Source organism: Methanobrevibacter thaueri (genome assembly GCF_003111625.1).
GTDB lineage: Archaea > Methanobacteriota > Methanobacteria > Methanobacteriales > Methanobacteriaceae > Methanocatella > Methanocatella thaueri.
Map to the genome: position 1 here is coordinate 1 of NZ_MZGS01000012.1, position 25,338 is coordinate 25,338.

Consider the following 25,338-nt stretch of genomic DNA (forward strand, 5'->3'; position numbering starts at 1 on the left):
AAGTAATTTACTATTTTTTAACCATTAAAAACAAAATTAAAGAAAAATTAGAACGAATTTTCACCGAAGTGAAATTTCAACTGTAAAAAATTTAAAATCAAATAAGCCTATAAAATTTTACAGACTCAAAAAAAAGAAAAAAAAGAAAACTTAAAGGATTACCAAGACAACCAGAGCAACAATCAATATCAGAATGAGTATATTGTCCCACCATGAACCGTTGTCGCCGGGAGCATCCACACTGGTCACATTTGCTGTTGCATTTGTATCTGTGGAATTGCCCAATATTGGGCTGGCAATGTCATTTAAGCTTTTGAAACTATCATAAAAACCAATTGGTGAAAACTCATGTGCTGATGCACATCCCATGGCAAATGCGGTGCAATAGTAAATCTCTGGTGTGAAGTTTTCAAAGCTTTCGCTCTCATTCCAGGTGTAGTTTGCACTTACGTTACCGAAATGGTTCAGATAGTAGATTATTAAGAATTTCAGATATGCTGTTTCGTTTTCAGTTATGTTATAGTCCCCGAATGTTGATGTTATTGAATCAAAGATCTTCACATATGTCTGATAGCCTTCAAGGGTCTCGTTCAATGTGTATTTTGACGGGTCGTTGAGATAGACTTGGTATTCGTCGAGGAAATCCTGTGACTCTGTCCAGTTTTCATCTGTGACGTTTCCGTATTTTTCCAGGTAGAGAAGGATTTTCATCTCAAGGAAATCATAGTCTGAGTATGAATCGTTGAAATCATCATCTTCATCGTCCTCATCATCCTCAGAATCATCATCATCTTCATCGTCCTCATCATCAGATCCATCATCACCTTCATCATCCTCTTCGAACTCATCCTCAGAATCATCGTCACCTTCATCAGGATCATCATTAGGACCATCGTCTAAATCTTCATTCAATTTAAAGTCATCAGGACTATCGCTTATTGTGGAGTCGCTGTTGTCTGCTGCAGAAACCGCTCCCACAGCAACCATTAGAAGTATTAAAATTATTGCAATTTTAAAAATATTTTTAAAATATTTCAATTACAATTCACCTCCTTAAATAACTATTGGATGCGATAGTATTTAAAGGAAACTAAAAAAAAGAATGGGAATTAAATCCCATTGACAAAGGATTTAATCCAATTTATCAATCCATCAAGTGAAAATCCACCTGTTGAATTGCCGTCGTTTAAAAAGCCTTCAACTTGGTCTTTATAGTAGTTCACATCACCTTGAACATTTTGAACTTGTTCAATACTGTCCGCTAAGTTCTCTATATCATAATTGGTTATGTTGATGTTGTTGTTTTGAACATAATTGTTAATGATATTCACAATAGTGTCGTGGTCTGTCACGTTATCGTTTGACACTTGCTCTTTTACGTCATCGACAAGCTGTGATAGGCTGTCTGCATCCACACCTGAGTTTTCGAGAATTTGTGATTCTGTGTAGATCTCATTGTTTGCAGCTTCTTTCACACTGTCAGGAATTTCTACATCAGTTGCCTGTTCATAGGCGTTCATTATTCCTGCAAGAGCGGATTCACCAGTAGCGGTTACAGGACTTGTCACGTAGACATGTCCACTTGTGATACCAGCGGATTTTAAGGCTGAAATATACATGTCACCGGTTATAGTTGTGATTTTGGATTTGTCAACACTTACCTGCAGATTGTCATTGTCGTTCAAATCAAGTAGTGCTGATGAGTATATTTGGTTTGAGGAATAATATTTTCCAGTGATGCCGCCGGATATTTGGTTTACCTGATCGGCAGTGATCACTTTTGATTCAGCATCGTTTAAATTAATGTTTGCTTGACTTGTGAAAAATGTATCAACAATTGATTTATAATTGCTGTTTGCATTTGTACTTTCACCATATGTTATTACAAGATTGGAATCTGTTGCAAATCCGGTTGGAATTAACATTCCCACAAGGATTAATGCTAATATTGCGATAGTAATTTTTTTCATTATTTTCACCTCACTAAATTCCTATCTTAAATTAGTTGAGGTAGTATTTAAATGTTATAGTTTTTTGAAAATTTTTTAATGATTTCCATATATAAAAAAATATGTAAAAAATATACAATGATATGATTTTATATTCTAAAAATTGTTCAACATTAACTTTTTAGAATTTGACTTATGGCCAAACCTGCAAAATATGGCATAATTTAATAGCTGCTTTTTTACTTTTACATTATTGGCAATGTTTTCAAAATCAGCGATAATTATAAACTGCAATTTCTGTAGTTAATGGATGTTATTTTGGACAATAATCTAAATCATAATTTGTATATATGTACAAAATACATAACATATAACATGAAAGTTAGATATATGATAATAGTCGGTTTAATCCTAGCTATTTTGATGGTTGGGACGGTTAGCGCAACCGACCAACTTTCTGAAGACATTATTTCGGATGCGGATGATGCCACTTTACAGATTGAAGAAAATGACGTTTGTAAAAGTGGCGAGAATTCATTCAGAAATCTGAGTAATGAAATAGAAAGTGCAGGTGCGTCCCTAGGTTTAAATCAGGACTATGCCTTCAACAATGGAACTGACAACAAAAATGGAATTGTTATTGCTAAGGACAATTTCATCCTAAATGGTAACGGCCAAACAATTGATGCAAAAAATCAATCAAGGATATTCAACATTACCGGAAACAACGTGACAATAAACAATTTATTTTTAATCAACGCTAATGCCGAAAAGGGCGGAGCAATCTATACCGCTAAATCATTAACATTAAACAATGTCACATTCATAAACAACCATGCAAGTAAAAACGGCGGTGCTCTAGCACTCTACGAAGATGCAATTATTAAGTGTAACAATTCCAAATTCATTGACAATTATGCCGGTGAAAGCGGATCATCAATTGCAGTTACGGCAGGAAAACTAAATCTTTACAATTCATACATGACCTCAAAAATAATTGCTAAAGCGGGTCAGGTCATGGGCACAGGTGCCCAATTGTATCTCGAAAACATTACCTTTGCCAATACAACCGCCAGATATTCACCGGCAATATATCTTCTAGCTTCCAAGATCAGAATAATTGATTCCAAATTCATCAATCTAAAAGCTAATATTACTGCAGGTGCAATGAGCCTTAGGGAAGGCGGTGAACTCTACATCAAGAATTGTGAATTCATAAACACCACCTCCTCCAGAAATGCCGGTGCCATCTATGCAGATATTACCGGTTATTATGCATATAATGAAGGCAATGTGACAATAATCGATTCCAAATTTGAGGATGCATCTTCTGAATTTGGCGGGTCATATGTCCAATTAGGCGGAAAGCTCTGGCTAAACAATACAAAATTCACAAACAATCATGCTACCATCAACGGTGGGGCAATTTACCTTTCATTTACAGAAACTGAAATCAACAATTGTACTTTTGAATCAAACGGTGTTGGCATAATTGAAGATTATCCAAGTTACGGTGGAGCAATATTCTCAGATATGTCCACATTAAATATAACCGACTCCCAGTTTTTCAATAATGCTGCAAGTGCAGGAAATGCAATCTATGCATATGATACCTCCCTCAACATCAAAGGCTCAACATTCAAAAACAATGAAAATGCCGTTTTCAGTGTCTTTACCAAAAAATGCAATATAGATGCAAGCAATGTTTTCAATAACGACACTGTTTCAACCAACAATACATTCTATGCAACAATAATGGTTGGAGAAGGCATGCAGTTGACCCTGGTTAACAATAGCATTAATGTTAATGTTATTCCTGCCAAATTCGATTTGCGTGACTGGGGATGGGCGTCATCAGTCAAAGACCAAGGATGGATGGGAGCATGCTGGACATTCGGAATGTCTTCAGCATTAGAATCAGTATTATTAAAAGCTGGAATCCCATTTAACGTTTCTATGAATAACATGAAAACTGTTATGAAATATTCCCCTTATGGGTCTATGGAAGTATTTGAAGGCGGAGCCAATTTGGCTTCTGCAGGATATTTATTGAGCTGGCTTGGAGCCATTCCATATGGTGCGGATACTTATGACGAGCTCGGTAAAATTACAATGCCAATCGTAACCGATCAAAACATTCATATTCAGGATATTATATTCATACCTAATAATGAAATCCCTAACGGTACACAAATGAAACTGGCAATCCTGAAATACGGGTCTCTGGATGTGTCCTTTTTCGGACAAGTTTCATTCGATGATGAAGCCCAGTATTATAATCCAAAAACCTATGCACAATATGCTGATATGCCTGAAACTGCAAACCATGAAGTGTCCATTATCGGATGGGACGATAATTTCCCAAAAGAAAAATTCCTAATCACTCCTCCGGGCAATGGGGCATGGATTGTCAAAAACAGTTATGGTTCTGACTGGGGAGACAATGGAATCTTCTATGTTTCATATTATGACAAATCACTCCTGAAATATAATCCTGGCAAAGTCACTGATTACGCCGCCATACCTATAATTGAAAATACTGTACCATACAATAAAAACTATCAATATGACATTACATGGCTTTCTAATTTTGAGAAAAGCAATGGAACTATAAGTTATATGAATGTCTTTGAATCATTGGACGATGACTTGATTGCCGGTGTTGGTACATACTTCAATGAGAGCAGCGTCAATTATAAAATTGAAATTTATGTCAATGATGAGTTAAAATTAACTCAAGAAGGCGTGTCCCCATATGTTGGTTATCACACTATCAAATTAGATAGTTACATACCAATCAAAAAAGGTGATGTCTTCAAAGTGGCAATGACATCAAATTGGGTGCCATACACTCTCTTAGAAGATACTAGAGTGCATTATACTCAAAATATTTCATTTGTCTCTTTTGATGGAAAAACATGGAAAGATGCTTATGATTTAGGTTATATTGCTTGTTTAAAAGCCTATACTGTTGCGGATGATACTAAAATCATCGGCAACAAAAACATTGCGGTTGACTATGATGGCGGAAAATACTTCAGTGTAAAAGTTGTAACCAATGATGGGCACGCTATTGTGGATGCTATCGTCAAATTCAAAATCAACGGAGTTACAAAAACAGTAAAAACAGATAAAAACGGTATTGCTAAAATAAAAATAACACAAGCTCCTAAAAAATACACAATAACAACCACATACAAAGGAAAAACCGTCAAAAACACAGTAACCGTAAAACAAGTGCTCAAATCCACTAAAGTAAAAGTCAAAAAGACAGCTAAGAAATTTACCTTAAAAGCAACCCTCAAAATCAATGGTAAACTTGTAAAAGGCAAAACCATAAAATTCAAATTGAACGGTAAAACCTATAAGGTCAAAACCAACTCTAAAGGTGTTGCCAAAAAAACATTAAACAAAAAAGTTATCAAAAAACTTAAAAAAGGTAAAACCTACACTGTCAAAGTGACCTACCTTAAAGACACAATAAAAACAACCGTTAAAAAATTGTAGATGTTTTTCATCTACTTTTTCTTTTTTTAATAGCTGCAAATTTTAAAGGCCCAAAAATATAGTCATATAAATTAAAAAGTCAGTGGCGTAATGACAGATATATGAAACAAGAATATTCTTGGTTTTAATATATGCGAAAAACTCAAATATGGAACCTAATCCCTGAACGAAAATTGCAAAAATGAAAGTCTCCAAACTGAGTGAGTGTAAAGATGCGAAAAACACCATGGTTACAATCATTGACAATACCACAGATAGCTTACGGTTTTCACTATACTTAAAGACCAATCTCAAAAAGAACATGAATGGGATGAATTTAAGAAATTCCTCAGTCATCAATGAAAATATCAATGGAATGACCTCAAACATTGAGACTGTAGAATGTTCAACGAGATCTGCACCAGCTATCCCCACATTTTCCAATAAAGTTACCATGATTAATGCATATGCAAGATACCCTACACAAAGGGCCAATGCCAGAGCGACATCCCTGAGTGAAGGCTTTTGAAATATGGCCTTATAATCCCATTTTAAAAAATACAGCACGGGGAGAATGATAACAACACATGAAAGAAATATGATTACAATACTATCACTGGCAGAAAGAATCAGGCCAAGAATCATTGCAAACAATAAAACAATCCAACCCCATTTCGGAACATGAGGATTTTTCTTATAGAATGGGAAATCCTTATCCTTATTTTCAAAATTAAACCAAGAGATGTCTGACATAATAATTAATTAAGAAATGAATATTTATAAAATTTTTCAAAAAAAAGGTAATATTCCTTATATTTTAAGAAAAAAAGGAACTCCACTAAAATTAACATGGAAAATGAAAATTAAATGGGGAATTGGCTATTCGAAAACTAGGATTCCTCAACATCACATGGTTTAACCCAATCCTCACCATCTACAAGAGTTTCAATTGCATCCACAATGCAATGAGGATTCCATCCGACCACCGCATCTGATTTCTCTTCCAATTCTTTTAAGATGAATTCCATACCGAAAAAGCGAATTAAAAGTACTGGAACATTGAATTCCTTAGATTTATTATACAATTCATCAAATATTTCCTGATTATTATGATACAGGCCAAACAACAATACGATTACATCAATCTCTTCAAACAATTCATCGGTTAAGTCATTGTCCTCTGTATTATACTCTTTATATAGGAAATCCTTCTGACTGTCGATTCTCTCCTTATAGAATCCGTACTGGTCATCGGGATCGATTCCCTTGGTTATAAGCAAATTGTAAACTCTTTCAGACATTATATCACCCTATTCTTGGATTGTTGAACTCAAGGCCCAACTACAAAAATTAACAATTGTTATATTAATTTAATGACATATAAATATTTTGAAAAAAATGAAAATAAAAATTAAAGGATATCCTTGATATCAAGCACCGGAGTGCCGTTCAGCATGTCAACCCCATTGAACTTGATGACATTGCCGTTAATCTCAGTTATCCTGATTGTGGAAACTCCAATGGGATTTGGCCTGTTCGGCGCGTGAGTTGAAAACAATCCCTTGATCGGACCGTTTCCCATGAATGGAACCCTTTGCTTGAATCCCTCTGACTTGTGGAAATGGAACAACACCATATACTCCTCACCAACCTCCATGCTGGACATGCTTTCAAGATATTCCTCATTGATAATCATTTCAGCTTCCACATCCATGGATTCCCGTGTGGACTTCGGCATGTTCTTCACATCCTCAAATGGAGACTTTATATATCCAATCGGTTTAAAAACTATCTTCTCATCCATAAAATCACTTAATTATCCTTCCAATTGAAAATTGTATATCAGCATACCTGTCAAGATATAACAGATACTCCGCTTGGGCAACGTTTTCAATTTCATCCTGCAGCTGTGATGCTGATGATGTCGAATCAAATTTTGTATAATCCTTATTTGCCACAAAACCTATCTTTTTGCCTTCCGCATACACGGCAATAGCATCCTCATCAAACTCATTGTCATGTTCCTTGACAAGTTCCAATGGCTTGCCCGGAGTGAGCATTACATCATTTTTATAAAAATTCATTCCTGTTATTGTGAACAGTTCGCCTTTATCATACTTCTTCAGGGTTTCAAGGTTTGCCTGGAATCTGTTCTCATAGTCAATGTAGAAATTAATAGAATCTCTCAAGGAGAGATATTTCTCAATGTCCTCTTCGCTCTCTTCACCCGGCAAGGCCCTCATCGCTCTTATGATTATATTCATTGCCTCTTTCAGCTTATCCAATCCATTCGGCACTGTTTTTGACTCTTCAATCAATTGCTTAGCCCAATGATAGAGCATTACTGCCTTATTATCATAAACAATATTGCTTTTGGACAGTTCCAGGGACCTGTTATAGCATTTCTCCGCTTCGGCATAGTTTTCCAGGGATTCCACGATAATGCCTTTCCTGTTCCAGTTATTTGCATTGCAATCGTCCAGATCCAATGCCAGGTTAATGTAGTAAAGAGCATTCTCATCGTTAGAATTCTGATAGTAATCCCAGGCCTTATCCGAATATTCCTTTATTCTGGAATCTTGAAAACGTCTCCTACCATGATTGCGGCCACTCTCTTCTTCATCATCATCGTCACTGCCATGACCCCAATTTTGGGCATCCATCCAGCCGTCGGTGGTGTAGTCGACCGGATCGCCTATCTGCCAATCCCTGCCCATGATATTGACTCCAAAAACAATCTGTTCAAACCGGACTGCGAAGGCTCAATGTTCCCTTCTTGCTGACAATCCAGTCAATTCCTGAGTTCTTGATCATCCTGAAGCATATCGGACAAGGTTCCGCATCCTCAATTTCAACCCATTCGCCATCGACATACATCTCTCCGGCAAGGTAAATGGCTGAGCCAAGCATCTCGTTTCTGCTTGCGCTGATCATCGCATTCTGCTCGGCATGCACTGAAAAGCAGTCATTATAGTTACCTGAATTGGACGGAAGGTTCATTCTCTGACAGTTCCCCCTGTCACAGCAGTTATCCTCGCCCCTAGGATTTCCATTGTATCCTGTGCTCACTATCTCATCGTTATTGACTATTACCGCACCGTAGCGTCTTTTCAAGCAGGTGCTTCTTTTTGATACCGCAAGGGCAATTGCAAGGTAATACTCTGTTTTGCTCTTACGGCCCGCATTGTTCTCATCTGCCATAAACTTATCTCCTTTCCATAAGAATAAATAAAAATTATTTTTGTTTTCGACAAAAGTGTTCTTGATATAATATTGATGTTAATCTTAATTAAATTTGGTCATAAAAATTAATATTAACTAAAAAACCCAAAACTAAAAACAGAGGTAGTTATTATGCAAAGCAATATATCAAAAGAACTAGACATGAAATTTCCGCCAATCGTCCTGCTTAAAAGTGACACCAAACCGGAAGACGCAAAAGGCCCTAAAGGGGAAAAGGGCGGATGCGTGATGAGTTTTGTTGCTCAAACCATTGCCAAGAGAGTGACCACCTGCTTTGGCCGTGAAAACGTAACCTGCGGAGGAATCAATGTAGGATTCGGATGGGGAAGTGGAATGGCAAACGAGGACATGATTGACTTTCAGGCAACATTCCTGTCCCTTGGAGTCGATTCAGCGCCAAACCGTGAAGCCTACGAAGAGAGACTCAGCTACATGAAAAAGCCGACCAGTGAAATGTTCAGGCACGGTGAGAGAATATACGCTGATTTTGAAACCGCAAAGCAAAGCATAAAAAACAGGCCAATATATGATGAAGGCCAATATGTAATCTTTAAGGCACTGGAGAATTTGGAGGACGGCGAGATTCCAAAATCCGTCATCTTTACCGTAAACCCTACTGAACTGACAGCATTGATTCAAATTAACACTTCATTCAGGCTCGATGGGGCATGCCTTTTGACTCCACAGGCTTCAGCATGTCAGGCCATAGGATGCTTTACCTTTGAACAGGGCGACAGCGATGACCCTAAACCTGTTCTTGGACCTATAGACTTTGCCGGAAGAAGCAAGATGAAACACTTCATTCCAAACGACTACATGAACGTGTCAATGCCTTGGGAGCTCTTCCTGAAACTGGAGGAACTGAGCAAAAACAGCGTTCTTCAAACAGATTTATGGAAAAAATTTAAAGACTGATAATGAATATTGATACTTATGAGAAAGCTGATTGCACCGATAAGGGATAAGATTCCACAGATCTTATTCATTTTCCTTTTTTTATTAATCCAGGTATACTGTGACTTGACATTGCCTCAATACACAGCTGACATTGTCAATATTGGTATACAGAACACAAATTTCCAGTTCATCATAGATACCGGATTGGTAATGCTTTTAATGGTTGCAATCTCCGCATTGGCCACAATCGGGGTGTCCTATTTCTCAAGCAGGGTGGCATCAGGATATGCCAAGGACTTAAGGAAAATTATCTATAGCAAGGTCTTGAGGTTCTCCAATCATGAATTGAACAACATTTCCCGCTCATCCCTGATTACAAGGACCACAAACGACGTCAACCAGATTCAGGGAGTTCTCGGATTTGTCTTTACAACACTCATTTTTGCTCCCCTATTGGGAGTCGGAAGTATAATCAAGGTATTCGAGCTTCAGACAAACCTGTCATGGATTATTCTGGTGAATTTCGTCATCATAATCATTCTCCTTGCGGTAGTCATGGTCAAGGTAATGCCATATTTCAGAATAACACAGGAAATCATTGACAAGATAAACAAGACAGCAAGGGAAATCCTAATCGGAATTCCGGTAATCAAGGCTTTCGTCAGACAGGACTATGAGGAGGACAAGTTTCAGAAGGTTAACCAGGACTTCTACGATGTCAACATATATGTGTTTAAAAAGATTCTGATGCTGCTTCCGCTGATGACACTGATAATGAACCTGATGATTGTTTTGATTCTTTACTTCGGAGCGTATGACGCCGTCAACAGCGGAATCCTGACAGGGGACATAATTGCATTCATCCAATACGCCACACTTATCGTCACCTCCTTTTTAATGATTGGAGGATTTTTCATCATGCTTCCGAGAATAATAGTTTCCGGAAGGCGTATCAGCGAAGTACTAAACACTGAACTTACGATTACCGACGGAGAGCTCACTGAGATTTCCCAAAACCCTACAATAGAGTTCAGGGACGTATCATATAAATATCCCGGAAGCGAAAAGGAGACCCTTAAAAACATCAATTTCTGCCTTAAGCCTGGCAAAACCACCGCAATAATCGGCGGAACAGGAAGCGGAAAATCAACAATACTCAATCTGATTCCTCGCCTTCAGGACCCGAGCTCCGGTGAAATTCTAATTGACGGGAAAAACATCAAGAACTATAATCTCAAAAGTCTGAGAAACAAGATCAGCTTCACACCCCAAAAGGCCATTCTATTTCAGGGAGATGTCCAGTCAAACATGCAAATCGGAAAGAACGATGCAAGTGAGGAGGAAATCAGAAAGGCACTTGAACTTGCACAGGTTGATTTTGTGGAAAATCTCTCTGAGGAGGTCCTCCAGGGAGGATCCAATTTTTCAGGAGGCCAAAAGCAACGTTTATCAATAGCCAGGGCAATTATCGGCCATCATGAGTTCTATCTCTTTGACGACTGCTTTTCCGCACTTGACATGAACACCGAAAGGAAAATAAAAAACAACCTGAAAGACTTGAAGGACTCCTCAATCCTAATCGTGTCACAGAGAATATCAACAATCAGGGATGCCGACGAGATACTTGTAATAGACAACGGCGAAATCGTTGACAGCGGAACACATGAGGAGCTTGTTGAAAACTGCGACATCTACAGGGAAATTGCAAAAATACAGATTGATTACATGGAGGCACTATCATGAGCCCAAGACCATTGAAACGAAAGCCTCCGGAAAAGCCAGTCAACAACAAAAAAGCTATTAAAAACATCCTGACGCTCCTGAAAGACCATAAATTGAAATTGACATTAACGGTGATTTGTGCCGTGATTTCAACGGCGTTCACCATCCTTGCACCGTTGCTTATCGGCCAGGCAACAACCATGATATACGACGGAATCAACAGGATGATAAGCAATAGCGGTTCAATCGATTTCAATGGTCTGATAAACATATTGATAATTGTTGTCATCCTATATGTCATCAGCTCCGTATTTACATACCTTCAGAGCTTCTTTTTGATTGAAGTGACAACCAAAATCAGCTATGACCTAAGGGAAAGACTAATAGAAAAGATTCTTAAGCTTCCAATGGAGAAAGTCGAGGAAAACAAAAGGGGAGACATACTCTCAAGGGTTACAAACGATGTCGATTCCCTTCAAAACGGAATTACACAGTCATTCATCCAACTGACAACAGCGGTGATTACCCTGATCGGGGTTTTCATCATGATGCTGTCCATAAATCTCTGGATGACATTGGCAACAATCACTCTTGTGCCTATAGCATTGCTGCTCATGAGATTCATGACCAGATTCTCACAGAAATACTTCCTAAGGCAACTGGAATTCAAGGGTTCACTCAATGGCCAGATTGAGGAGACCTTCACAGGCCATGACATCATTCGCGTATTCAACCAGGAGGAGATTTCCATGGACCGGTTTGAAAGCGACAATGAAAAGTGGTTCACCCATGAATGGAAATCACAGTTCTATTCAAGCCTGAATGGTCCTTTGATGAACTTCATTTCCAATTTTACTTATGTTGTGGTTGCCGTTTTGGGTGCGGTGTTTGTTCTGCAGAAAGTAATTGCCGTTGGAGACATCCTGGCATTTTTCCAATATACCCAAAGCTTCAACAGACCTATCCAGCAGATCACCCGCGTAATGAACCAGATACAGACTGCAATGGCTGCTAGTGAACGTATCTTCGAATTCTTGGAATTTGAAGATGAAAGCAACCCTTCAGATAGACAGATTACCGAAATCAAAGATGGAATAACATTCGAGAATGTCAGCTTTTCATACACTCCTAATGAGAAGATAATCAAGAACCTGTCATTTGACGTCAAAAAGGGCGAGAAAATAGCCATTGTCGGCGAAACAGGAGCTGGAAAAACCACAATCATCAAGTTACTGATGAGATTCTATGACATAAACTCAGGTTCAATAAAGATTGACGGCATAGATATTGAAGAATATGACAAGGACAGCCTAAGGTCACACATAGGAATGGTTCTTCAGGATTCATGGCTTTTCTCAGACACCATATCCAACAACATCCGCTACGGCAATCTGGATGCTTCGGATGATGAGATTATCGATGCTGCAAGCCAGGTTTATGCGGATGACTTTGTAAGACGTTTGTCTGACGGTTATGAAAGTGAACTGAATGAGGATACCGACAACATATCCCACGGTCAAAAGCAGCTGCTGACCATTGCCAGGACAATATTGTCCCAAAAAGAGGTTCTTATTTTGGATGAGGCAACTTCCAGCGTTGACACCAGAACCGAAAAACTGATTCAAAAAGCTATGGATAGGTTGATGGAAGGTAAAACTAGTTTTATTATCGCGCATAGACTGTCAACCATCAGAAATGCCGATAAGATTATTGTTATTGAAAATGGTGAGATAATCGAGCAAGGAAATCACGAGGAATTGCTTGCCCTTAAAGGATATTATTACCACACCTTAAATTCACAATTAAAAGAAAATATGAACTAATCGTTTTCTAAACATTCGTTCCAGATTTCTTTGGAAACGTCATCAAGAGTGCCGATTGAAGAAGCCTTTTTAAATTCTTCACTTGCTTTTGCAAAGTCACCTTGAGCATAATATGTCAAGGCCTTTCCCTTGATTGCATCGAATGAATTCTCATCACGTTCAAGAATCTTTTGATATATGCTGATTGCATCATCATAATCACCGTTGAGTGTGTTTGAGTTTGCAATGGCTATCCAGACTTTATCGTCATCCTCAATGGACAATGAACTGACAAATTCCTCGATAGCTTCAGGATACTTGTCCAGATTCATCAATGCACGACCTTTGATATAGTAAGCCTCTGCATTTGATGGGTTGACCTCAATTGCCTTGTCACAAAGTTCAATGACCCTGATGTTTGTCTTGTATACGTCAACCAGTTCATCTGAATTGAGCCTGATCATTCTTCTTTGTGCTCTCCTAATGTAATCGCCATCTCTGTTCAATGCCCTTTTGGCATCAAGTGAATATTCTTTTATGAATTCTGGAAAATCATCGGAGCTGAATATTTCAGATTTAAATTGTGACAGGTCATCAGCAATATCTGAAAGTTGGTCCAGTGTGCTTTCGCCAAATTCTTGAACAACCAAATCTTCAAATCCGTCATAATCCAATTCGGACAGTATTTCTTTACTTTCGTCACGTATAAAGTCAATACTGTCAGAGATTTGTTGAAGTATTGTAGATTCGAAAAAAACCTTATCAGTACTTCTCTTGTTGACTTCAATGTCATCCCAATCTTTTGATTCTTTCATAGGCATTCACCTCTAAAATGTATTAATATGTCCACCTATAAAAAGATTTTTATTTTGACCAATACCCATGGCCACAGGGGAGGTGAAGACAATATTAAGAAAAAATATGATTCATCAATAGCTTAGGCAATATGTGCTAACGCAACTTGCCATCAATAATATAATTAAACTATTCAAAATGAAATCACCTGCAATTAAATGGATTTGAAAAACTACAAGTGTTAAAATTATTAGATGTTGGCTCCAATTTATTTCAGGAATAATTAAGCGGCCAGACTTACCTTCTGAAAATCTCAAAATACAAAAACAAAACCGTTAAAATGAACAGAAAATGACCACTCCCCCGTTTCCACGGGATAATTTTAAAAAGGAATGATTCTTCAATGGAGTGGCAACACCCTTTAAGATTTGCTTATCTGAAATGAAAGTTCCATTGGAGCTGTTTTCATCAATAATAAACCAATTATCATTTCTAAAGAATAATTTCAAGTGAGGTTTTGACACAAGGGAAACTGTTGAATAGCTATTGTCCAAAAGAATTGTGAATGACGCCAAATCCCTTTCATTGAAGTTGCCCTTCCTGCCGATGAGAACTGTCTCGTCCTCATGAACCTTGAATGTCCTGCCCTTGTCAACGCCGTTGAACACTGTTAAAACGCAATGCTTTCCGTCGTGATATTTCCTGTTAAGGTCATATAAATCAAAGAATGACAAAAGCTCATCTGACAAAAAGGTTATCTCCAAGAACAAATCCTTAAACGCATCTTCCTTTAATATATAGGCTTTTACGGTCCTCAAACCAATCTTATTTGGGACTTCCTTTTTGATAATCAGTTCCTCAATCAGATCAGCCTTCATCATTTGCTTAAGGTGCTGTCCCAGCATTTGGGGAGTGATGTCGATATTGTAATTTTCCAATAGGATGGTATTGATTTCTCTTGAATAAAGCGGATCAGTTTTAAACAAGCCTGGAGACACCTGGTTCTTCTTCTGGAAATCCCTTAAAATTTCCAATATGGAAAATCTGACCTCATTATTAACGGCAGCCAACTTGACTGATATTAAATTGGAATCGATTGAATCTAAAACCATTGTTTTTACATCTTCTAAATCACACATGCCATAACTCCTAAAATTTAACTCCAATCAGCTAATTGCATCAATCTTTTCCAAAATCTCTTGCCTGTAAAATTCCGCTTTCTCTTCATACTTATGCTCTTTTAAAAGAACTTCAAAGCAAAGCAAAGCCTCTTTAAATTCACTCATTATCCCCAATACAAGTCCCTTATTAAACAGTGCATAATAATATTGCCCATCAATATCCAGGCATTTATCAAAGCAGAGAATAGCTTCGCAATATTCCTCAAACAGGAATAGTATACAGCCCTTAAAGTTCAATGTATCCAAATCATTGCCTTTAATGTCCAAAATAAAATCCATTAAGGTTAATGCCTTTGCAGGGTCTTCTTCAACCAGCAATGCCCTGAAAAATTGCATTTTCAAATCATAAATTGCTTCATCATCCAAATCGGGAGTCTTGAACATGAACTCATTGAACATGAGAGTCTTGACTTCCTCCATCAAGGCCAATACCGAAGGCTTGCATGCCAAATCACACTCAACGGCATTTCTAAAACATTCCATTGCATCGCAGAATTTACCTTCATCCCTAAAGTCAATGCCCCTCTTAATGTATTCGTTTGATTCATTTGAAAAACTGTTATAGTTCAATATGTTATCGTCAATTGCTTCAATGACCTCATTTTTAAGAATAAGTGCGATGTTGCATAAGCTTGAATCCAACTGGACTGCCCTGTCATAAAATTTCAAAGCGCTTTGAAATTCATTCTTATGTTTTGAGATAATGCCTTTATTAAGTAACGCACAAGAGTTTTCATTGATCAGAACTGACTTGTTGAAACATTCCTCAGCTTCACTGAACCTTTTCAATTTCATTAGCGCCGAACCTTTACCGTTCAATAAATCAATGTTGTCAGGATCTAACTTTAAAAGGTTTTCAAAGACTTTTAAAGCCAATCCTGCATCATACTGAATCAATTCGTAAGCTTCATCAATTTTATTTTCAAAATTCTCTTGTGACATATTATCCTTACTAAAACTTTATACTTAATTACTAATAAATTGAATAAAGCAAAAGCTTTATGCAAGAATGCAGAATAATTTAAAAAAAAAGAGGGATAAAATTAAATTTTATCCAAAGCCTGGTCCACATCCGCTAAAATATCTTCAATATCCTCAATACCTACTGAAAACCTAATCAAATCAGGTGTTACGCCAGTAGATAACTGCTGCTCTTCAGACAATTGGGAATGGGTTGTGGATGCAGGATGGGTTACCAGTGACTTTGCATCACCGATATTTGCTAAAAATGAAATCAGCTCAACGTTTTCGATGAACTTCAAGGCACCGTCATAGCCTGCCTTAAGTCCGAATGATACGATTCCTCCGTAACCTTTCTCAGCATATTTCTTTGCCACCTCATGGTTCGGGGAGGATTCGAGTCCTGAATATGTCACCCAAGCGACCTTCGGATGGGCTTCCAGATGCTCTGCAACAGCCATGGCATTAGATGCATGCCTTTCAATCCTCAAGCCCAAGGTTTCAAGACCCTGCATGAGTAAAAATGATCCGAATGGAGAAGGTATTGCTCCGGTATCCCTTCCGACAACTGCCCTTAATCTGGTTGTGAATGCGGCTTCACCAAATGTTTCGGCGAAAATCAAACCATTGTATGTGTCATCCGGCTCGGACATTGTTGGGAACTTTCCATTCATCCAATCAAAGTCTCCCTTCTCGATTACAATACCGCCAAGGGTTGTTCCATGGCCTCCAATGTATTTTGTTGCTGATGAGGCGATGATGTCTGCCCCATGGTCGAATGGCCTTACTGAACCAATACCCACAGTGTTGTCGGCAATTAACGGGATTCCATGTGAATGTGCAATGTCGGCCAATTTGTCAAAATCAGGAATGTCAAGTTTAGGGTTTCCGATTGACTCAACGTAAATAGCCTTTGTTTTCTCATTTATTGCCTTTTCAAACAGTTCAGGTGATTGTGAGTCAACAAAGGTTACGGTTCTGCCCAATTCCTCAAGGGTATTTTCAAACAGTTCATATGTTCCCCCATATAAATTATCGGCAGAGACTATATTGTCCCCCACCTGTGTCAGGTTAATGATTGCATAAAATATTGCAGCCATTCCGGAAGCTGTTGCATATGCCGCTGTTCCACCTTCAATTGCAGCCATCCTTTTTTCAAAAGCTTCTGTTGTAGGGTTTGTCAATCGAGTGTAGATGTTTCCTCCTTCAGTAAGTGCAAAACGATTAGCAGCCTGCTCAGGAGAATCAAATACATAAGAGGTGGTCTGATAAATTGGTGTCACTCTGGAACCGGTCTCATCAACCTCCTCCTGTCCGGCATGAACGCCGATAGTTGATATGTTCTTTTTGTTTTTAATTTCATACGCCATAATAATCACATTAAATGTTTGTCTGAATAATTATATTAAACTTAAGATTCACCATTAGAAACCGAATAGGTCATGTGCGTCCAGCATCACATCCACGATATGGACATTGAATGGACATCTCGGTTCACAGTCCCCGCATGCAATGCAATCGGTTGCATTGAATTTTAGATTATTGTAATGCTCCCGCACGCTTGCAGGCACCTCATCATGGTTTTTCGCAAGGTCAAATAGCTTATTGACCATTGCTATATCTATCTGGGAACTGCATGGTGCACAGTGTCCGCAATAGGTGCATTGTCCCTTGAATGAGTGTTTCGGTGCATTTTTGAGGACCTCAGCGTAGTCCTTTTCCTCATCACTTGCTGAGCAATACTTCAATGATTCCTCAAGTTCCTCAACTGTTTTGACACCGACAAAGATGCTTGAGACTCCTTTCTGTTCCAATGCATAATGAATGCACTGAACCGGTGTTAGGGCAACTCCAAATGGAGAAGTTTCATCCGAAAGCAGATTGCCTCCGGCAAATCCCTTCATCACTGTCAATGCGGTTCCATTCCTTTCGCAGGTTTCATACAGTTGGGCCCTCACAGGATTGAGGCTTGAAAACTCATCGTCATATGCCTCCTCCTTGCGGTATTCCTCAATGTCATCCATCACTCCGAACATGTCGAATGCAGGATTTATTGAAAACATAAGCAATTCGATTTCAGGGTTTTCAGCTGCCAATAGACCTATCTCAGGGTTATGTGTGCTCAATCCGATGTGGGCTATTGTCCCGTCATCCTTGAGCTTTCTGACATATTCGATGAAAGGCCCGTTCATTATCTCATTATAGTCATCCAGTTGGTCAACGTAATGAATCATTCCAAAATCAAGCGTATCCATTTGAAAACGTTCCATGAAATCCTCAAATGCTGGAATTACCTTGTCCATTTCACGTGTCCTCACATACTGATTGTTCTGCCAGGTCGAACCTATATGGCCCTGGATCACCCAGTTTTCACGGTTTGGCTTGATGGCCTTACCCAGATGTGAGCGCACATCCGGCTCGCTCATCCAGCAATCGACAAAATTGATTCCATTAGCTTCACATGCCTTAATCAGGACTTCTGTATCTTCATATGGTCTTTCAACTAGAAATTCTGCTCCAAATGCAATTTCAGACACTTCGATGCCTGTATCTCCCAACTTTCTGTATTCCATTTAATTCCCTCAATGTAATATATGTTTTAAGAAATCTTTAAAAGTTTCGAGATTAAAGATTATTATAGGTGAAAGATGTATACCAAGGAATTTATTTTGGATGAGGTCAATCACATCCGTGAAGAGATAGGCCATGACAAGGTCAACATTTCAATTGAGGAAATCTATTTTGAAAACGATGAGATGTGGATTATCACAGAGGACCGTCCCGACAAGTCAGCAATCATCGGCAAGGGAGGATGGGTTGTAGGCAAGCTCCGTGAAAAACTGGGCCTTGAAAGTATACATGTTGAATCCTATGGGGACTTCCTGAATAAGGAATACAAATTGAAATTGTCCAAGAAAACAATCCATAATCTTGACTTGGATTTTGTTGGCCTCAGAAACCTTGAAAGGACAATTGACTATAAGCTGGCCAACATATACAGTTTCAACTTTGACAATTTTTTTGAGGACAATAGCTTTGACGAGTCAGAAAACGTTGAGGCGGTTGTGGCGTTGTCAGGTGGTGTTGACAGCAGCTTTTCACTTATCCTGGCTAAAAAATTGGGTTTCAATCCTGTTGCGGTCACTGTTGATCCGGGAACAATCATCCTGCCGAAGCAATTTAAGGAAAACATCAAACTTGTAACCGAGACACTTGGCGTCGCTCATGAGTACATCGAGACCGATTACAGTGATGTGATTTCCGAATCATTCACAGGCAAGATCCATCCCTGCGGCAGATGTTCCAAAAACACCGGTGAGCTGGTGAAGAGATATGCAAAAGATAACGAAATACCTATAATTATATTCGGAGATATGCTTGCAACAGGCAGTCAATGCATAAATATGCAGGACGATTCATTATATCGATTGAACCTTCCAGCAAGTTTAAGTGTTGGCAAGCAAGAGATAAAATCCTTGATTAAAAACTATGATTTAAAGACCTTCAAGGGATTCGGCTGTCCGCTGCTATATGAGGTTCACAGGAAATTTCCCCACATGAAAAAATTCTCGATACAAAGGATATTGAGGGAAACCCGTTCAAGCGCATTGGAACCTGGAGAGGCGCTGGACCTGATTTGGAGTTTCTACAGAACAGAATGAGTTTTATATGAGTGTTGTGATGGGAGATATCAATAGAAGCTGAGCTTTACTTATTGAATTCATTGAGGAACAATTAATAAGTTTTCTATGGATATCCCATCTCAACCATCATGCTTCAGTAATCGATGATTACCTCCGCAATTTTATTTTTGTAAATTACAGTATATAAAGTTTAGGTATTCCTAAATATTTTTAAAATTAAAAAAAATAATTATTGAATGGATTCAATAATTTCATTAACAGGATTTGTCGCATTATTCAATTCATCATGAACAGGGAAAGTGTAAATCACCATATATGTTAAGTTGTTAGCCTCAAATGAATAAAAGGAGAAATAAGACTCGTTTTTCATGAAATTCTGTTGGTTGATGTCAATTCCGTTGCTTGAAGTGTAGTTTTCCTCAGACAAAAATGTGAAACCGGAACTCATTCTGCTGTTTTTCTCAAGAATCGCATCTGAAGAGTTTACCTGAATCATACTGATGGTGTAGTTGTCCGCATTGTCGCTTTTCAATATGCAGGCTTCATCAGTGGTCTTGTTGATGGAATAGTTGCCTGGAATGTCAAATGAGACGTCTGACAACTCAAACTGTTCAGCAAAAATAATGGAAGTGCCTGAAGTTAATATAAAAACTACAAGCAATGCTAAAATTATTTTATTGAATTTCATAGAATTCACCCAAATTAAATTCCATGTCTTTCAAATTCCTCATCCAAGAATAATTTAATGTTTTCACGAGCGATTTCAACCATTTCAGGGGCAGGACCTCCTGGAACAGCTCTGATTCTAACGTTTTCACGAGGATTTAATGCCCTTTGAATCAAGTCATCATCAAGGTTCAACTCGTCAAAGCCCAATTCAACAGCGATGTCATCGATGAATTTGGATGTGATGTCCTCTTCCGCCATATCGCTTGCAGTGGCTTCGTTAACGATTCTTCCAACAATCTTATGGGCGGTTCTGAAAGGAATTTTCTTTTCACGGACCATAATGTCTGCCAAATCGGTTGCAGTAGCGAAATTTTTACCTGCAAGTTCAGCGCACCTGTCCACCTTGAATTCAACGGACAGCAACATTTTGGTTACAATGGACAATGTGTCCTGGGTTACCTTGATTGCATTCCATAAGTGAGGAGTGATTTCTTGCAAATCCCTGTTGTAAGTGTAAGGAATTGCCTTTAGAATTGTCAAGATAGTGATTAGCTCACCTGTGGCAATGCTTGTCTTACCACGGGCAAGTTCAGCAACATCGGGATTTTTCTTTTGAGGCATAATAGAAGATGTTGATGAGTATTCATCCGCCATTTCAATGACGCCGAATTCATAAGTGCTCCATAAGACCAGTTCTTCACAGATTTTAGCGAGAGTTGAAGACAAAGCAACAAAATCAAAGACTGTCTCTGCAATGAAATCCCTTGCGGAAACTCCATCCATGGAATTTTCCATATAGGAATCGAAACCAAGCAAATCGGTGGTCAGTTGCCTATTGATAGGGAAACTTGTAGTTGCCATTGCGGCTGATCCTAACGGATTGATGTTTACACGTTTATAAGTGTCGTTTAAACGTTCATAATCCCTTTTGAGAGCCTGTACATGAGCCATCAAATGATGGGCAATTGTAATAGGTTGAGCATGCTGCAAGTGTGTAAAACCAATGAAAACATCCTCCAAATGCTCACCGGCCATTTCAACAAGGCCTTCCATGAATTCTAAAATGCCGATTTGGATTTCTATGATTTTTTCCCTTAAAACCAACCTCACATCACATGCAACCTGGTCATTACGTGACTTTGCGGTGTGCATGAAACCGGCTTCCGGGCCGATTTTGGATGTGACATAGTTCTCGATAGCCATGTGAACATCCTCAACTGAAGGATCAAAGACCAATGCGGAGTACCCTTCCTCTTTTAAGGAATCGAGTGCGCATAGGATGTTGTCAGCAATGTCAGCGTCGATAATGCCTTCATGTTTTAGCATTGAGGTATGTGCAAAATTAGTTTTAATGTCTGCTTCAAAAATAATTTTATCTGCTTCAAGTGATGAAGTGTATTCAGCTGCTTCATCAGTCATTCCAGTCTTAAAACGACCATTTCTAATATTATCCACAAAAATCCCTTCTAAAAATGATTAAAGTAAATTAAAAATAAATAAAAAAAGAAATTAAGATTTGTAAAAATCTTATTTTTTCATTTCAGTGTATCCGCATTTACCACAAGCAACTCTGTCACCATGGTCAGCCATGAATACACCTTCACCACAACGAGGACAAATTTGGTTTTTTCTTACAATTTTGTCTCCATCTACTTCATATAAATCAGATTTTCTAACCATAAAATCACCTATTCTTCTGCTTCAGCTTCTTCTTCAGGAGCTTCTTCTTCAGGTTCTTCGTTTTTAGCAATAACGTGTTTAGTTTCAATGTAAGTTAAATCATCTACAGTGTCGTAAACTTTAGCGTAACCTAATGCTTTAGGTTCACCGTAGTGAGGTTGTACATTGTCAACAACGATTAAATCTTTTTTAGTGTTTAATAAAGCAACTAATTTAGATTTAATGTCTAACACTTTAGGAGTTGCTTCTCCATCGTAATCAACGTAAAATTTGATTTCCTTTCTGTTAAATAATTTATTTTCTTTTTCTTCGATAAATTCGATTTCCATGATAAAACCTCATTTAATTTATTCAATAAATCCGTCAATAAGCATTTGAGCTTTATTTTTTAATTCACGAGCTTTCAAAAGCACCAATCCCTCATTAGGTTGACCATACAAGATGGTGGTTTCAGGATTTGCCATTAAGATGCAAGGAAGAACTGCAAGATCTTCTTCCCCTGCTACTTCAATTACATAACATTCGCCATTGTCAGATAATTCAAGAGCTTGGCCTATGGTTTCCCATAGATCATCTGTAATGCATCCAGCAGGATTGTCCGCTTTCAGTATATGATCAGCACGTATAATTTCATGAGTATGATTTTTTCTTTGAATTAAATTATCAATTATACCAATATTCGGATATAATTCATATTTGGTAAGATTAGCAAAAGTTGCATCACCGACAGAAATTAAAAACTCGGAAGATTTAATGTCATCAATTGCATCTTCAAAGTCAGGATATAATTTGCCTAAAGGCTTCTTCAGCTCAATAATTATATCTTCATTTAATTCTGCATCCAATCGTAACACAATAACACCTTATCTTACTCTTAAACAATATTCCCCTGGAATTTCAATATTCAATTCCTTAGCTACTCTAGATTCTTCTGGGTCAGTTATAATCAAAAGACCGCTCCAGTTATCGGAAGTAGGATTTCCACAACTAGGACAGTGATCTTTACTTGAAATCATTTTACAAACTGTACAAGCTTTCATTCTTTACCCTTCTTACTTTTTTGTTTTGCTTCTTCAATCCATTCAAATCTACCTAAATTGTTTTGCCTCATGGTGAGAGGAATTTTGGAATTCCTGGCGTTGTCAATGTTGTTGGTAGATTCGTCTTTAATAGAAACGCTAACTGCTCTAGCCCTTACCAAATCTCCAACGTCCAAAGTCTTGTTGGATTCCTTAGCAATTAAAGCTACCCTTTTAGCGTCATAATTAATATAATCATCAGTGACTTGTGAAACGTGTATAAGACCGTCCATAGGTCCAATTCTTACAAAAGCACCGTAATCAACTATATCAATTACTTCACCATCAAAGATTTCATGTTGCTCTGGTTTAAAGAAAATTGCTTCAAATTCAACATCGTGATAGGAAGCACCATCACCCATAATGAGTTTTCCTTCGCCAATAGCGACTATTGCATTAACACAAATAAGTAAACCAAGTTTCTTATCTAAACGACCTTCGTAAGTTTCGTTTAAAGTCTGAATAGCAACTTCTTCGAGAGGATTTTCAAACCTATAAGGTGGTATTCTTACAGTATCTTTAATTATTGTTTTGTAATACAAAATAATCCCTCATTTTTTTAATAAGTTAATTAATATTATATTTTACCATCAACAGCAATATATTTTTTTTGTCTTAAATATACAATTGTTATTCCTTTATTTTTTGCACGATTTTTCAATTCGGTATCGTTTGTAGCTAATACTTCTGAAACTCTAAGTAACGCATCATCCACAGTTTCATTTTCCAGTAATGAAATATCCTTTATTTCAACTTTTGAAGAATTAGCTAATTTCAAGGCCAAATTTGCATTTAACCTTGTTTTTCCCTTATTATTTTTTTTCAAACCCTTCAATTCATTGATAACAAAGCTTGGAGTTGTTAATTTATAAGAAGGTAATGTGTTTTCAAGTTCAGTGATGATGTCAACATTGAACTGAAAAGGAACCATAAAAAAATTGGTATCAATCACAACTTCTTTAGAGTCCATATTTACCTCTATTTAATAATACCATATCCAATTAATCTCCAACGAGCACCGACTCTACGACTTAAAGCAACTCTATCGCCCGGACTTGCGCAAACAGGCAATTTGAGAACAACTTCAACATCATTCTTTTTAGCGGAAGTGACAACACCTATTGTAGTTGTGGTACCGCAGTTGATCATTAAAGGTTCTTTGATCTTAATTGGAGCTACTTCACGTTCTTCCTTGGTACCTACCACACGGTCAAGTAAATTAGCTTCCATTGTGAAGCCGTCCAGGACATCAGGCAAAGTATCCTCTTCACCTGCAACAGTACCTGATAGGGAATCTGACTTGGTTAGGGATGGATCCAATTTTGTTGCAATACCAACAAGACCTCCCGGTCCGATTTCCTTAACTTGCTTACCGTTAGCTTCAAGACCAATGATTTCAGACTTTAAGGTGACCCTTTTACCGTTGTTGGTCGGACCAGGCCTGATTTCAATGGTATCGCCAAGCTTGAATTTACCTTGAACTAATGTACCACCGATTACCCCGCCTTTGATTTTATCCGCACCGGAACCAGGTTTGTTGATATCGAATGATCTTGCAACATGCATCAATGCGGTATCATCGACATTCCTTTCCGGAGGTTGGATTTGTTTAAGCATGGTTTCGATTAAGATGTCTACATTAGCACCTTGTTGAGCAGATACAGGTATTATTAAAGCGTCTTCTGCACAAGTGCCTTTAACAAATTCCTTGATTTCATTATAACTTTCAATAGCTCTTTCTTTTGAAACAATGTCAATTTTATTTTGAACTACTATAACATCCTTAACGCCGATTACGTCAAGCGCCATGAGATGTTCTTTTGTTTGTGGTTGTGGACAAGACTCATTTGCAGCAATTACTAACACTGCACCATCCATAATTGCAGCACCAGATAACATAGTTGCCATAAGAGTTTCGTGACCTGGAGCATCTACAAAAGATACTTTTCTTATTAATTCAGTTTCGCTTCCACAGTGTTCACATTTCTCAGAAGTAGTGTAACATTCAGGTTCATCGCATTCCGGACATTTTCTGAATTCAATGTCAGCGTAACCCAAACGGATTGAAATACCTCTTTTTGTTTCCTCACTGTGAGTATCAGTCCAAATTCCTGATAATGCTTTAGTAAGAGTAGTCTTACCATGGTCTACATGACCAACCAAACCTATGTTAACATCTGACTGTACGTTCACAGATAACCACCTTTTTTAATAATTTTTATTCGACTTAA

Annotated in this window: 26 protein-coding genes; 5 read left to right on the forward strand and 21 right to left on the reverse strand. The window is 38.0% G+C overall.

The features are described 5' to 3' along the window. Positions 1 to 150: 150 nt before the first annotated feature. Both MBBTH_RS10845 and MBBTH_RS00715 read right to left on the reverse strand, forming a co-directional pair. Positions 151 to 1,038 carry a hypothetical protein gene (locus tag MBBTH_RS10845; RefSeq protein WP_165813996.1) on the reverse strand — a complete coding sequence of 296 codons (888 nt, stop codon included), beginning with the start codon at positions 1,036 to 1,038 and terminating at the stop codon, positions 151 to 153. 71 nt (positions 1,039 to 1,109) lie between these two features. Beyond that, positions 1,110 to 1,970, reverse strand: a complete 861-nt coding sequence (locus MBBTH_RS00715) for a DUF1002 domain-containing protein (protein ID WP_116591134.1) — start codon at positions 1,968 to 1,970, stop codon at positions 1,110 to 1,112. A gap of 402 nt (positions 1,971 to 2,372) precedes the next feature. On the opposite strand from MBBTH_RS00715, the gene MBBTH_RS00720 reads away from it, so the two are divergent. Next, positions 2,373 to 5,456, forward strand: coding sequence for a lectin like domain-containing protein (locus MBBTH_RS00720; protein ID WP_165813997.1), 3,084 nt, complete (start codon positions 2,373 to 2,375; stop codon positions 5,454 to 5,456). A 42-nt stretch (positions 5,457 to 5,498) separates the two neighbouring features. Here MBBTH_RS00720 and MBBTH_RS00725 read toward each other — a convergent pair whose 3' ends face one another. The 5 genes from MBBTH_RS00725 to MBBTH_RS00745 all read right to left on the reverse strand — a co-directional run bounded on the left by MBBTH_RS00725 (position 5,499) and on the right by MBBTH_RS00745 (position 8,636). Continuing rightward, the gene (locus MBBTH_RS00725; RefSeq protein WP_116591136.1) at positions 5,499 to 6,188 is read right to left on the reverse strand and encodes a CPBP family glutamic-type intramembrane protease; all 690 of its coding nucleotides are present in this window, start codon (positions 6,186 to 6,188) and stop codon (positions 5,499 to 5,501) included. A gap of 137 nt (positions 6,189 to 6,325) precedes the next feature. Continuing rightward, on the reverse strand, positions 6,326 to 6,736 hold the full coding sequence (locus tag MBBTH_RS00730; protein ID WP_116591137.1) for a nuclease: 411 nt from the start codon (positions 6,734 to 6,736) through the stop codon (positions 6,326 to 6,328). A 110-nt stretch (positions 6,737 to 6,846) separates the two neighbouring features. Continuing rightward, positions 6,847 to 7,239 carry a tRNA (N6-threonylcarbamoyladenosine(37)-N6)-methyltransferase TrmO gene (tsaA, locus tag MBBTH_RS00735; protein WP_116591138.1) on the reverse strand — a complete coding sequence of 131 codons (393 nt, stop codon included), beginning with the start codon at positions 7,237 to 7,239 and terminating at the stop codon, positions 6,847 to 6,849. A 4-nt stretch (positions 7,240 to 7,243) separates the two neighbouring features. Further along, positions 7,244 to 8,152: an HIRAN domain-containing protein gene (locus MBBTH_RS00740; protein WP_116591139.1), complete on the reverse strand. Its 909-nt coding sequence runs from the start codon at positions 8,150 to 8,152 to the stop codon at positions 7,244 to 7,246. A gap of 25 nt (positions 8,153 to 8,177) precedes the next feature. Then, a complete protein-coding gene (locus MBBTH_RS00745; RefSeq protein ID WP_116591140.1) occupies positions 8,178 to 8,636 on the reverse strand; it encodes a deoxycytidylate deaminase in 459 nt (152 codons plus the stop codon). Between the two features lie 153 nt (positions 8,637 to 8,789). On the opposite strand from MBBTH_RS00745, the gene MBBTH_RS00750 reads away from it, so the two are divergent. Genes MBBTH_RS00750 through MBBTH_RS00760 form a run of 3 tightly spaced genes read left to right on the forward strand, consistent with a single transcriptional unit; the run spans position 8,790 to position 13,120 of the window. After that, entirely contained in the window at positions 8,790 to 9,593 is an 804-nt protein-coding gene (locus tag MBBTH_RS00750; RefSeq protein WP_116591141.1) for a DUF169 domain-containing protein, read from the forward strand. An 18-nt stretch (positions 9,594 to 9,611) separates the two neighbouring features. Further along, a complete protein-coding gene (locus MBBTH_RS00755) occupies positions 9,612 to 11,318 on the forward strand; it encodes an ABC transporter ATP-binding protein (protein ID WP_116591142.1) in 1,707 nt (568 codons plus the stop codon). Next, entirely contained in the window at positions 11,315 to 13,120 is a 1,806-nt protein-coding gene (locus MBBTH_RS00760; protein ID WP_116591143.1) for an ABC transporter ATP-binding protein, read from the forward strand. The genes MBBTH_RS00755 and MBBTH_RS00760 overlap by 4 nt, the downstream gene beginning before the upstream one ends. On the opposite strand, the gene MBBTH_RS00765 is transcribed toward MBBTH_RS00760, so the two are convergent. The 5 genes from MBBTH_RS00765 to MBBTH_RS00785 form a co-directional block, all read right to left on the reverse strand. Beyond that, positions 13,117 to 13,914, reverse strand: a complete 798-nt coding sequence (locus MBBTH_RS00765) for a tetratricopeptide repeat protein (RefSeq protein ID WP_165813998.1) — start codon at positions 13,912 to 13,914, stop codon at positions 13,117 to 13,119. The genes MBBTH_RS00760 and MBBTH_RS00765 overlap by 4 nt on opposite strands. Positions 13,915 to 14,229: 315 nt before the next feature. Continuing rightward, positions 14,230 to 15,033, reverse strand: coding sequence for an FHA domain-containing protein (locus MBBTH_RS00770; protein WP_116591145.1), 804 nt, complete (start codon positions 15,031 to 15,033; stop codon positions 14,230 to 14,232). Between the two features lie 27 nt (positions 15,034 to 15,060). After that, the gene (locus tag MBBTH_RS00775) at positions 15,061 to 16,017 is read right to left on the reverse strand and encodes a tetratricopeptide repeat protein (protein WP_116591146.1); all 957 of its coding nucleotides are present in this window, start codon (positions 16,015 to 16,017) and stop codon (positions 15,061 to 15,063) included. 101 nt (positions 16,018 to 16,118) lie between these two features. After that, the gene (locus tag MBBTH_RS00780) at positions 16,119 to 17,405 is read right to left on the reverse strand and encodes an O-acetylhomoserine aminocarboxypropyltransferase/cysteine synthase family protein (protein ID WP_116591147.1); all 1,287 of its coding nucleotides are present in this window, start codon (positions 17,403 to 17,405) and stop codon (positions 16,119 to 16,121) included. A 54-nt stretch (positions 17,406 to 17,459) separates the two neighbouring features. Further along, positions 17,460 to 18,608 (reverse strand): aldo/keto reductase, encoded by a 1,149-nt coding sequence (locus MBBTH_RS00785; RefSeq protein ID WP_116591148.1) that lies wholly within the window; start codon positions 18,606 to 18,608, stop codon positions 17,460 to 17,462. A gap of 75 nt (positions 18,609 to 18,683) precedes the next feature. On the opposite strand from MBBTH_RS00785, the gene MBBTH_RS00790 reads away from it, so the two are divergent. Further along, on the forward strand, positions 18,684 to 19,697 hold the full coding sequence (locus MBBTH_RS00790; protein WP_116591149.1) for a 7-cyano-7-deazaguanine synthase: 1,014 nt from the start codon (positions 18,684 to 18,686) through the stop codon (positions 19,695 to 19,697). 211 nt (positions 19,698 to 19,908) lie between these two features. Here the strand turns inward: MBBTH_RS00790 and MBBTH_RS00795 are convergent, their stop codons facing one another. The 9 genes from MBBTH_RS00795 to MBBTH_RS00835 form a co-directional block, all read right to left on the reverse strand. Beyond that, on the reverse strand, positions 19,909 to 20,367 hold the full coding sequence (locus MBBTH_RS00795) for a hypothetical protein (RefSeq protein ID WP_116591150.1): 459 nt from the start codon (positions 20,365 to 20,367) through the stop codon (positions 19,909 to 19,911). 14 nt (positions 20,368 to 20,381) lie between these two features. Beyond that, on the reverse strand, positions 20,382 to 21,803 hold the full coding sequence (gene argH / locus MBBTH_RS00800; RefSeq protein ID WP_279305923.1) for an argininosuccinate lyase: 1,422 nt from the start codon (positions 21,801 to 21,803) through the stop codon (positions 20,382 to 20,384). Between the two features lie 72 nt (positions 21,804 to 21,875). Next, positions 21,876 to 22,028 carry a 30S ribosomal protein S27ae gene (locus MBBTH_RS00805; protein ID WP_067042875.1) on the reverse strand — a complete coding sequence of 51 codons (153 nt, stop codon included), beginning with the start codon at positions 22,026 to 22,028 and terminating at the stop codon, positions 21,876 to 21,878. A gap of 8 nt (positions 22,029 to 22,036) precedes the next feature. Next, positions 22,037 to 22,357, reverse strand: coding sequence for a 30S ribosomal protein S24e (locus MBBTH_RS00810; RefSeq protein WP_116591151.1), 321 nt, complete (start codon positions 22,355 to 22,357; stop codon positions 22,037 to 22,039). A gap of 18 nt (positions 22,358 to 22,375) precedes the next feature. Further along, complete coding sequence (locus MBBTH_RS00815) at positions 22,376 to 22,882, reverse strand: GTP-dependent dephospho-CoA kinase family protein (RefSeq protein WP_116591152.1); 507 nt, start codon at positions 22,880 to 22,882, stop codon at positions 22,376 to 22,378. 9 nt (positions 22,883 to 22,891) lie between these two features. Further along, complete coding sequence (spt4, locus tag MBBTH_RS00820) at positions 22,892 to 23,068, reverse strand: transcription elongation factor subunit Spt4 (protein ID WP_116591153.1); 177 nt, start codon at positions 23,066 to 23,068, stop codon at positions 22,892 to 22,894. Beyond that, positions 23,065 to 23,649, reverse strand: a complete 585-nt coding sequence (locus tag MBBTH_RS00825; RefSeq protein WP_116591154.1) for a DNA-directed RNA polymerase — start codon at positions 23,647 to 23,649, stop codon at positions 23,065 to 23,067. The genes spt4 and MBBTH_RS00825 overlap by 4 nt, the downstream gene beginning before the upstream one ends. Positions 23,650 to 23,684: 35 nt before the next feature. Further along, positions 23,685 to 24,077, reverse strand: a complete 393-nt coding sequence (locus MBBTH_RS00830; RefSeq protein ID WP_116591155.1) for a type II toxin-antitoxin system VapC family toxin — start codon at positions 24,075 to 24,077, stop codon at positions 23,685 to 23,687. Between the two features lie 8 nt (positions 24,078 to 24,085). Then, complete coding sequence (locus MBBTH_RS00835; RefSeq protein WP_116591156.1) at positions 24,086 to 25,300, reverse strand: translation initiation factor IF-2 subunit gamma; 1,215 nt, start codon at positions 25,298 to 25,300, stop codon at positions 24,086 to 24,088. Positions 25,301 to 25,338: the final 38 nt, after the last annotated feature.

Bases quoted from the DNA above. Each gene is read 5' to 3' on its own strand.
- MBBTH_RS00715 (WP_116591134.1), bottom strand. From the start codon at position 1,970: ATGAAAAAAATTACTATCGCAATATTAGCATTAATCCTTGTGGGAATG.
- MBBTH_RS00720 (WP_165813997.1), top strand. From the start codon at position 2,373: ATGGTTGGGACGGTTAGCGCAACCGACCAACTTTCTGAAGACATTATT.
- MBBTH_RS00725 (WP_116591136.1), bottom strand. From the start codon at position 6,188: ATGTCAGACATCTCTTGGTTTAATTTTGAAAATAAGGATAAGGATTTC.
- MBBTH_RS00730 (WP_116591137.1), bottom strand. From the start codon at position 6,736: ATGTCTGAAAGAGTTTACAATTTGCTTATAACCAAGGGAATCGATCCC.
- tsaA (WP_116591138.1), bottom strand. From the start codon at position 7,239: ATGGATGAGAAGATAGTTTTTAAACCGATTGGATATATAAAGTCTCCA.
- MBBTH_RS00740 (WP_116591139.1), bottom strand. From the start codon at position 8,152: ATGGGCAGGGATTGGCAGATAGGCGATCCGGTCGACTACACCACCGAC.
- MBBTH_RS00745 (WP_116591140.1), bottom strand. From the start codon at position 8,636: ATGGCAGATGAGAACAATGCGGGCCGTAAGAGCAAAACAGAGTATTAC.
- MBBTH_RS00750 (WP_116591141.1), top strand. From the start codon at position 8,790: ATGCAAAGCAATATATCAAAAGAACTAGACATGAAATTTCCGCCAATC.
- MBBTH_RS00755 (WP_116591142.1), top strand. From the start codon at position 9,612: ATGAGAAAGCTGATTGCACCGATAAGGGATAAGATTCCACAGATCTTA.
- MBBTH_RS00760 (WP_116591143.1), top strand. From the start codon at position 11,315: ATGAGCCCAAGACCATTGAAACGAAAGCCTCCGGAAAAGCCAGTCAAC.
- MBBTH_RS00765 (WP_165813998.1), bottom strand. From the start codon at position 13,914: ATGAAAGAATCAAAAGATTGGGATGACATTGAAGTCAACAAGAGAAGT.
- MBBTH_RS00770 (WP_116591145.1), bottom strand. From the start codon at position 15,033: ATGTGTGATTTAGAAGATGTAAAAACAATGGTTTTAGATTCAATCGAT.
- MBBTH_RS00775 (WP_116591146.1), bottom strand. From the start codon at position 16,017: ATGTCACAAGAGAATTTTGAAAATAAAATTGATGAAGCTTACGAATTG.
- MBBTH_RS00780 (WP_116591147.1), bottom strand. From the start codon at position 17,405: ATGGCGTATGAAATTAAAAACAAAAAGAACATATCAACTATCGGCGTT.
- MBBTH_RS00785 (WP_116591148.1), bottom strand. From the start codon at position 18,608: ATGGAATACAGAAAGTTGGGAGATACAGGCATCGAAGTGTCTGAAATT.
- MBBTH_RS00790 (WP_116591149.1), top strand. From the start codon at position 18,684: ATGTATACCAAGGAATTTATTTTGGATGAGGTCAATCACATCCGTGAA.
- MBBTH_RS00795 (WP_116591150.1), bottom strand. From the start codon at position 20,367: ATGAAATTCAATAAAATAATTTTAGCATTGCTTGTAGTTTTTATATTA.
- MBBTH_RS00805 (WP_067042875.1), bottom strand. From the start codon at position 22,028: ATGGTTAGAAAATCTGATTTATATGAAGTAGATGGAGACAAAATTGTA.
- MBBTH_RS00810 (WP_116591151.1), bottom strand. From the start codon at position 22,357: ATGGAAATCGAATTTATCGAAGAAAAAGAAAATAAATTATTTAACAGA.
- spt4 (WP_116591153.1), bottom strand. From the start codon at position 23,068: ATGAAAGCTTGTACAGTTTGTAAAATGATTTCAAGTAAAGATCACTGT.
- MBBTH_RS00830 (WP_116591155.1), bottom strand. From the start codon at position 24,077: ATGGACTCTAAAGAAGTTGTGATTGATACCAATTTTTTTATGGTTCCT.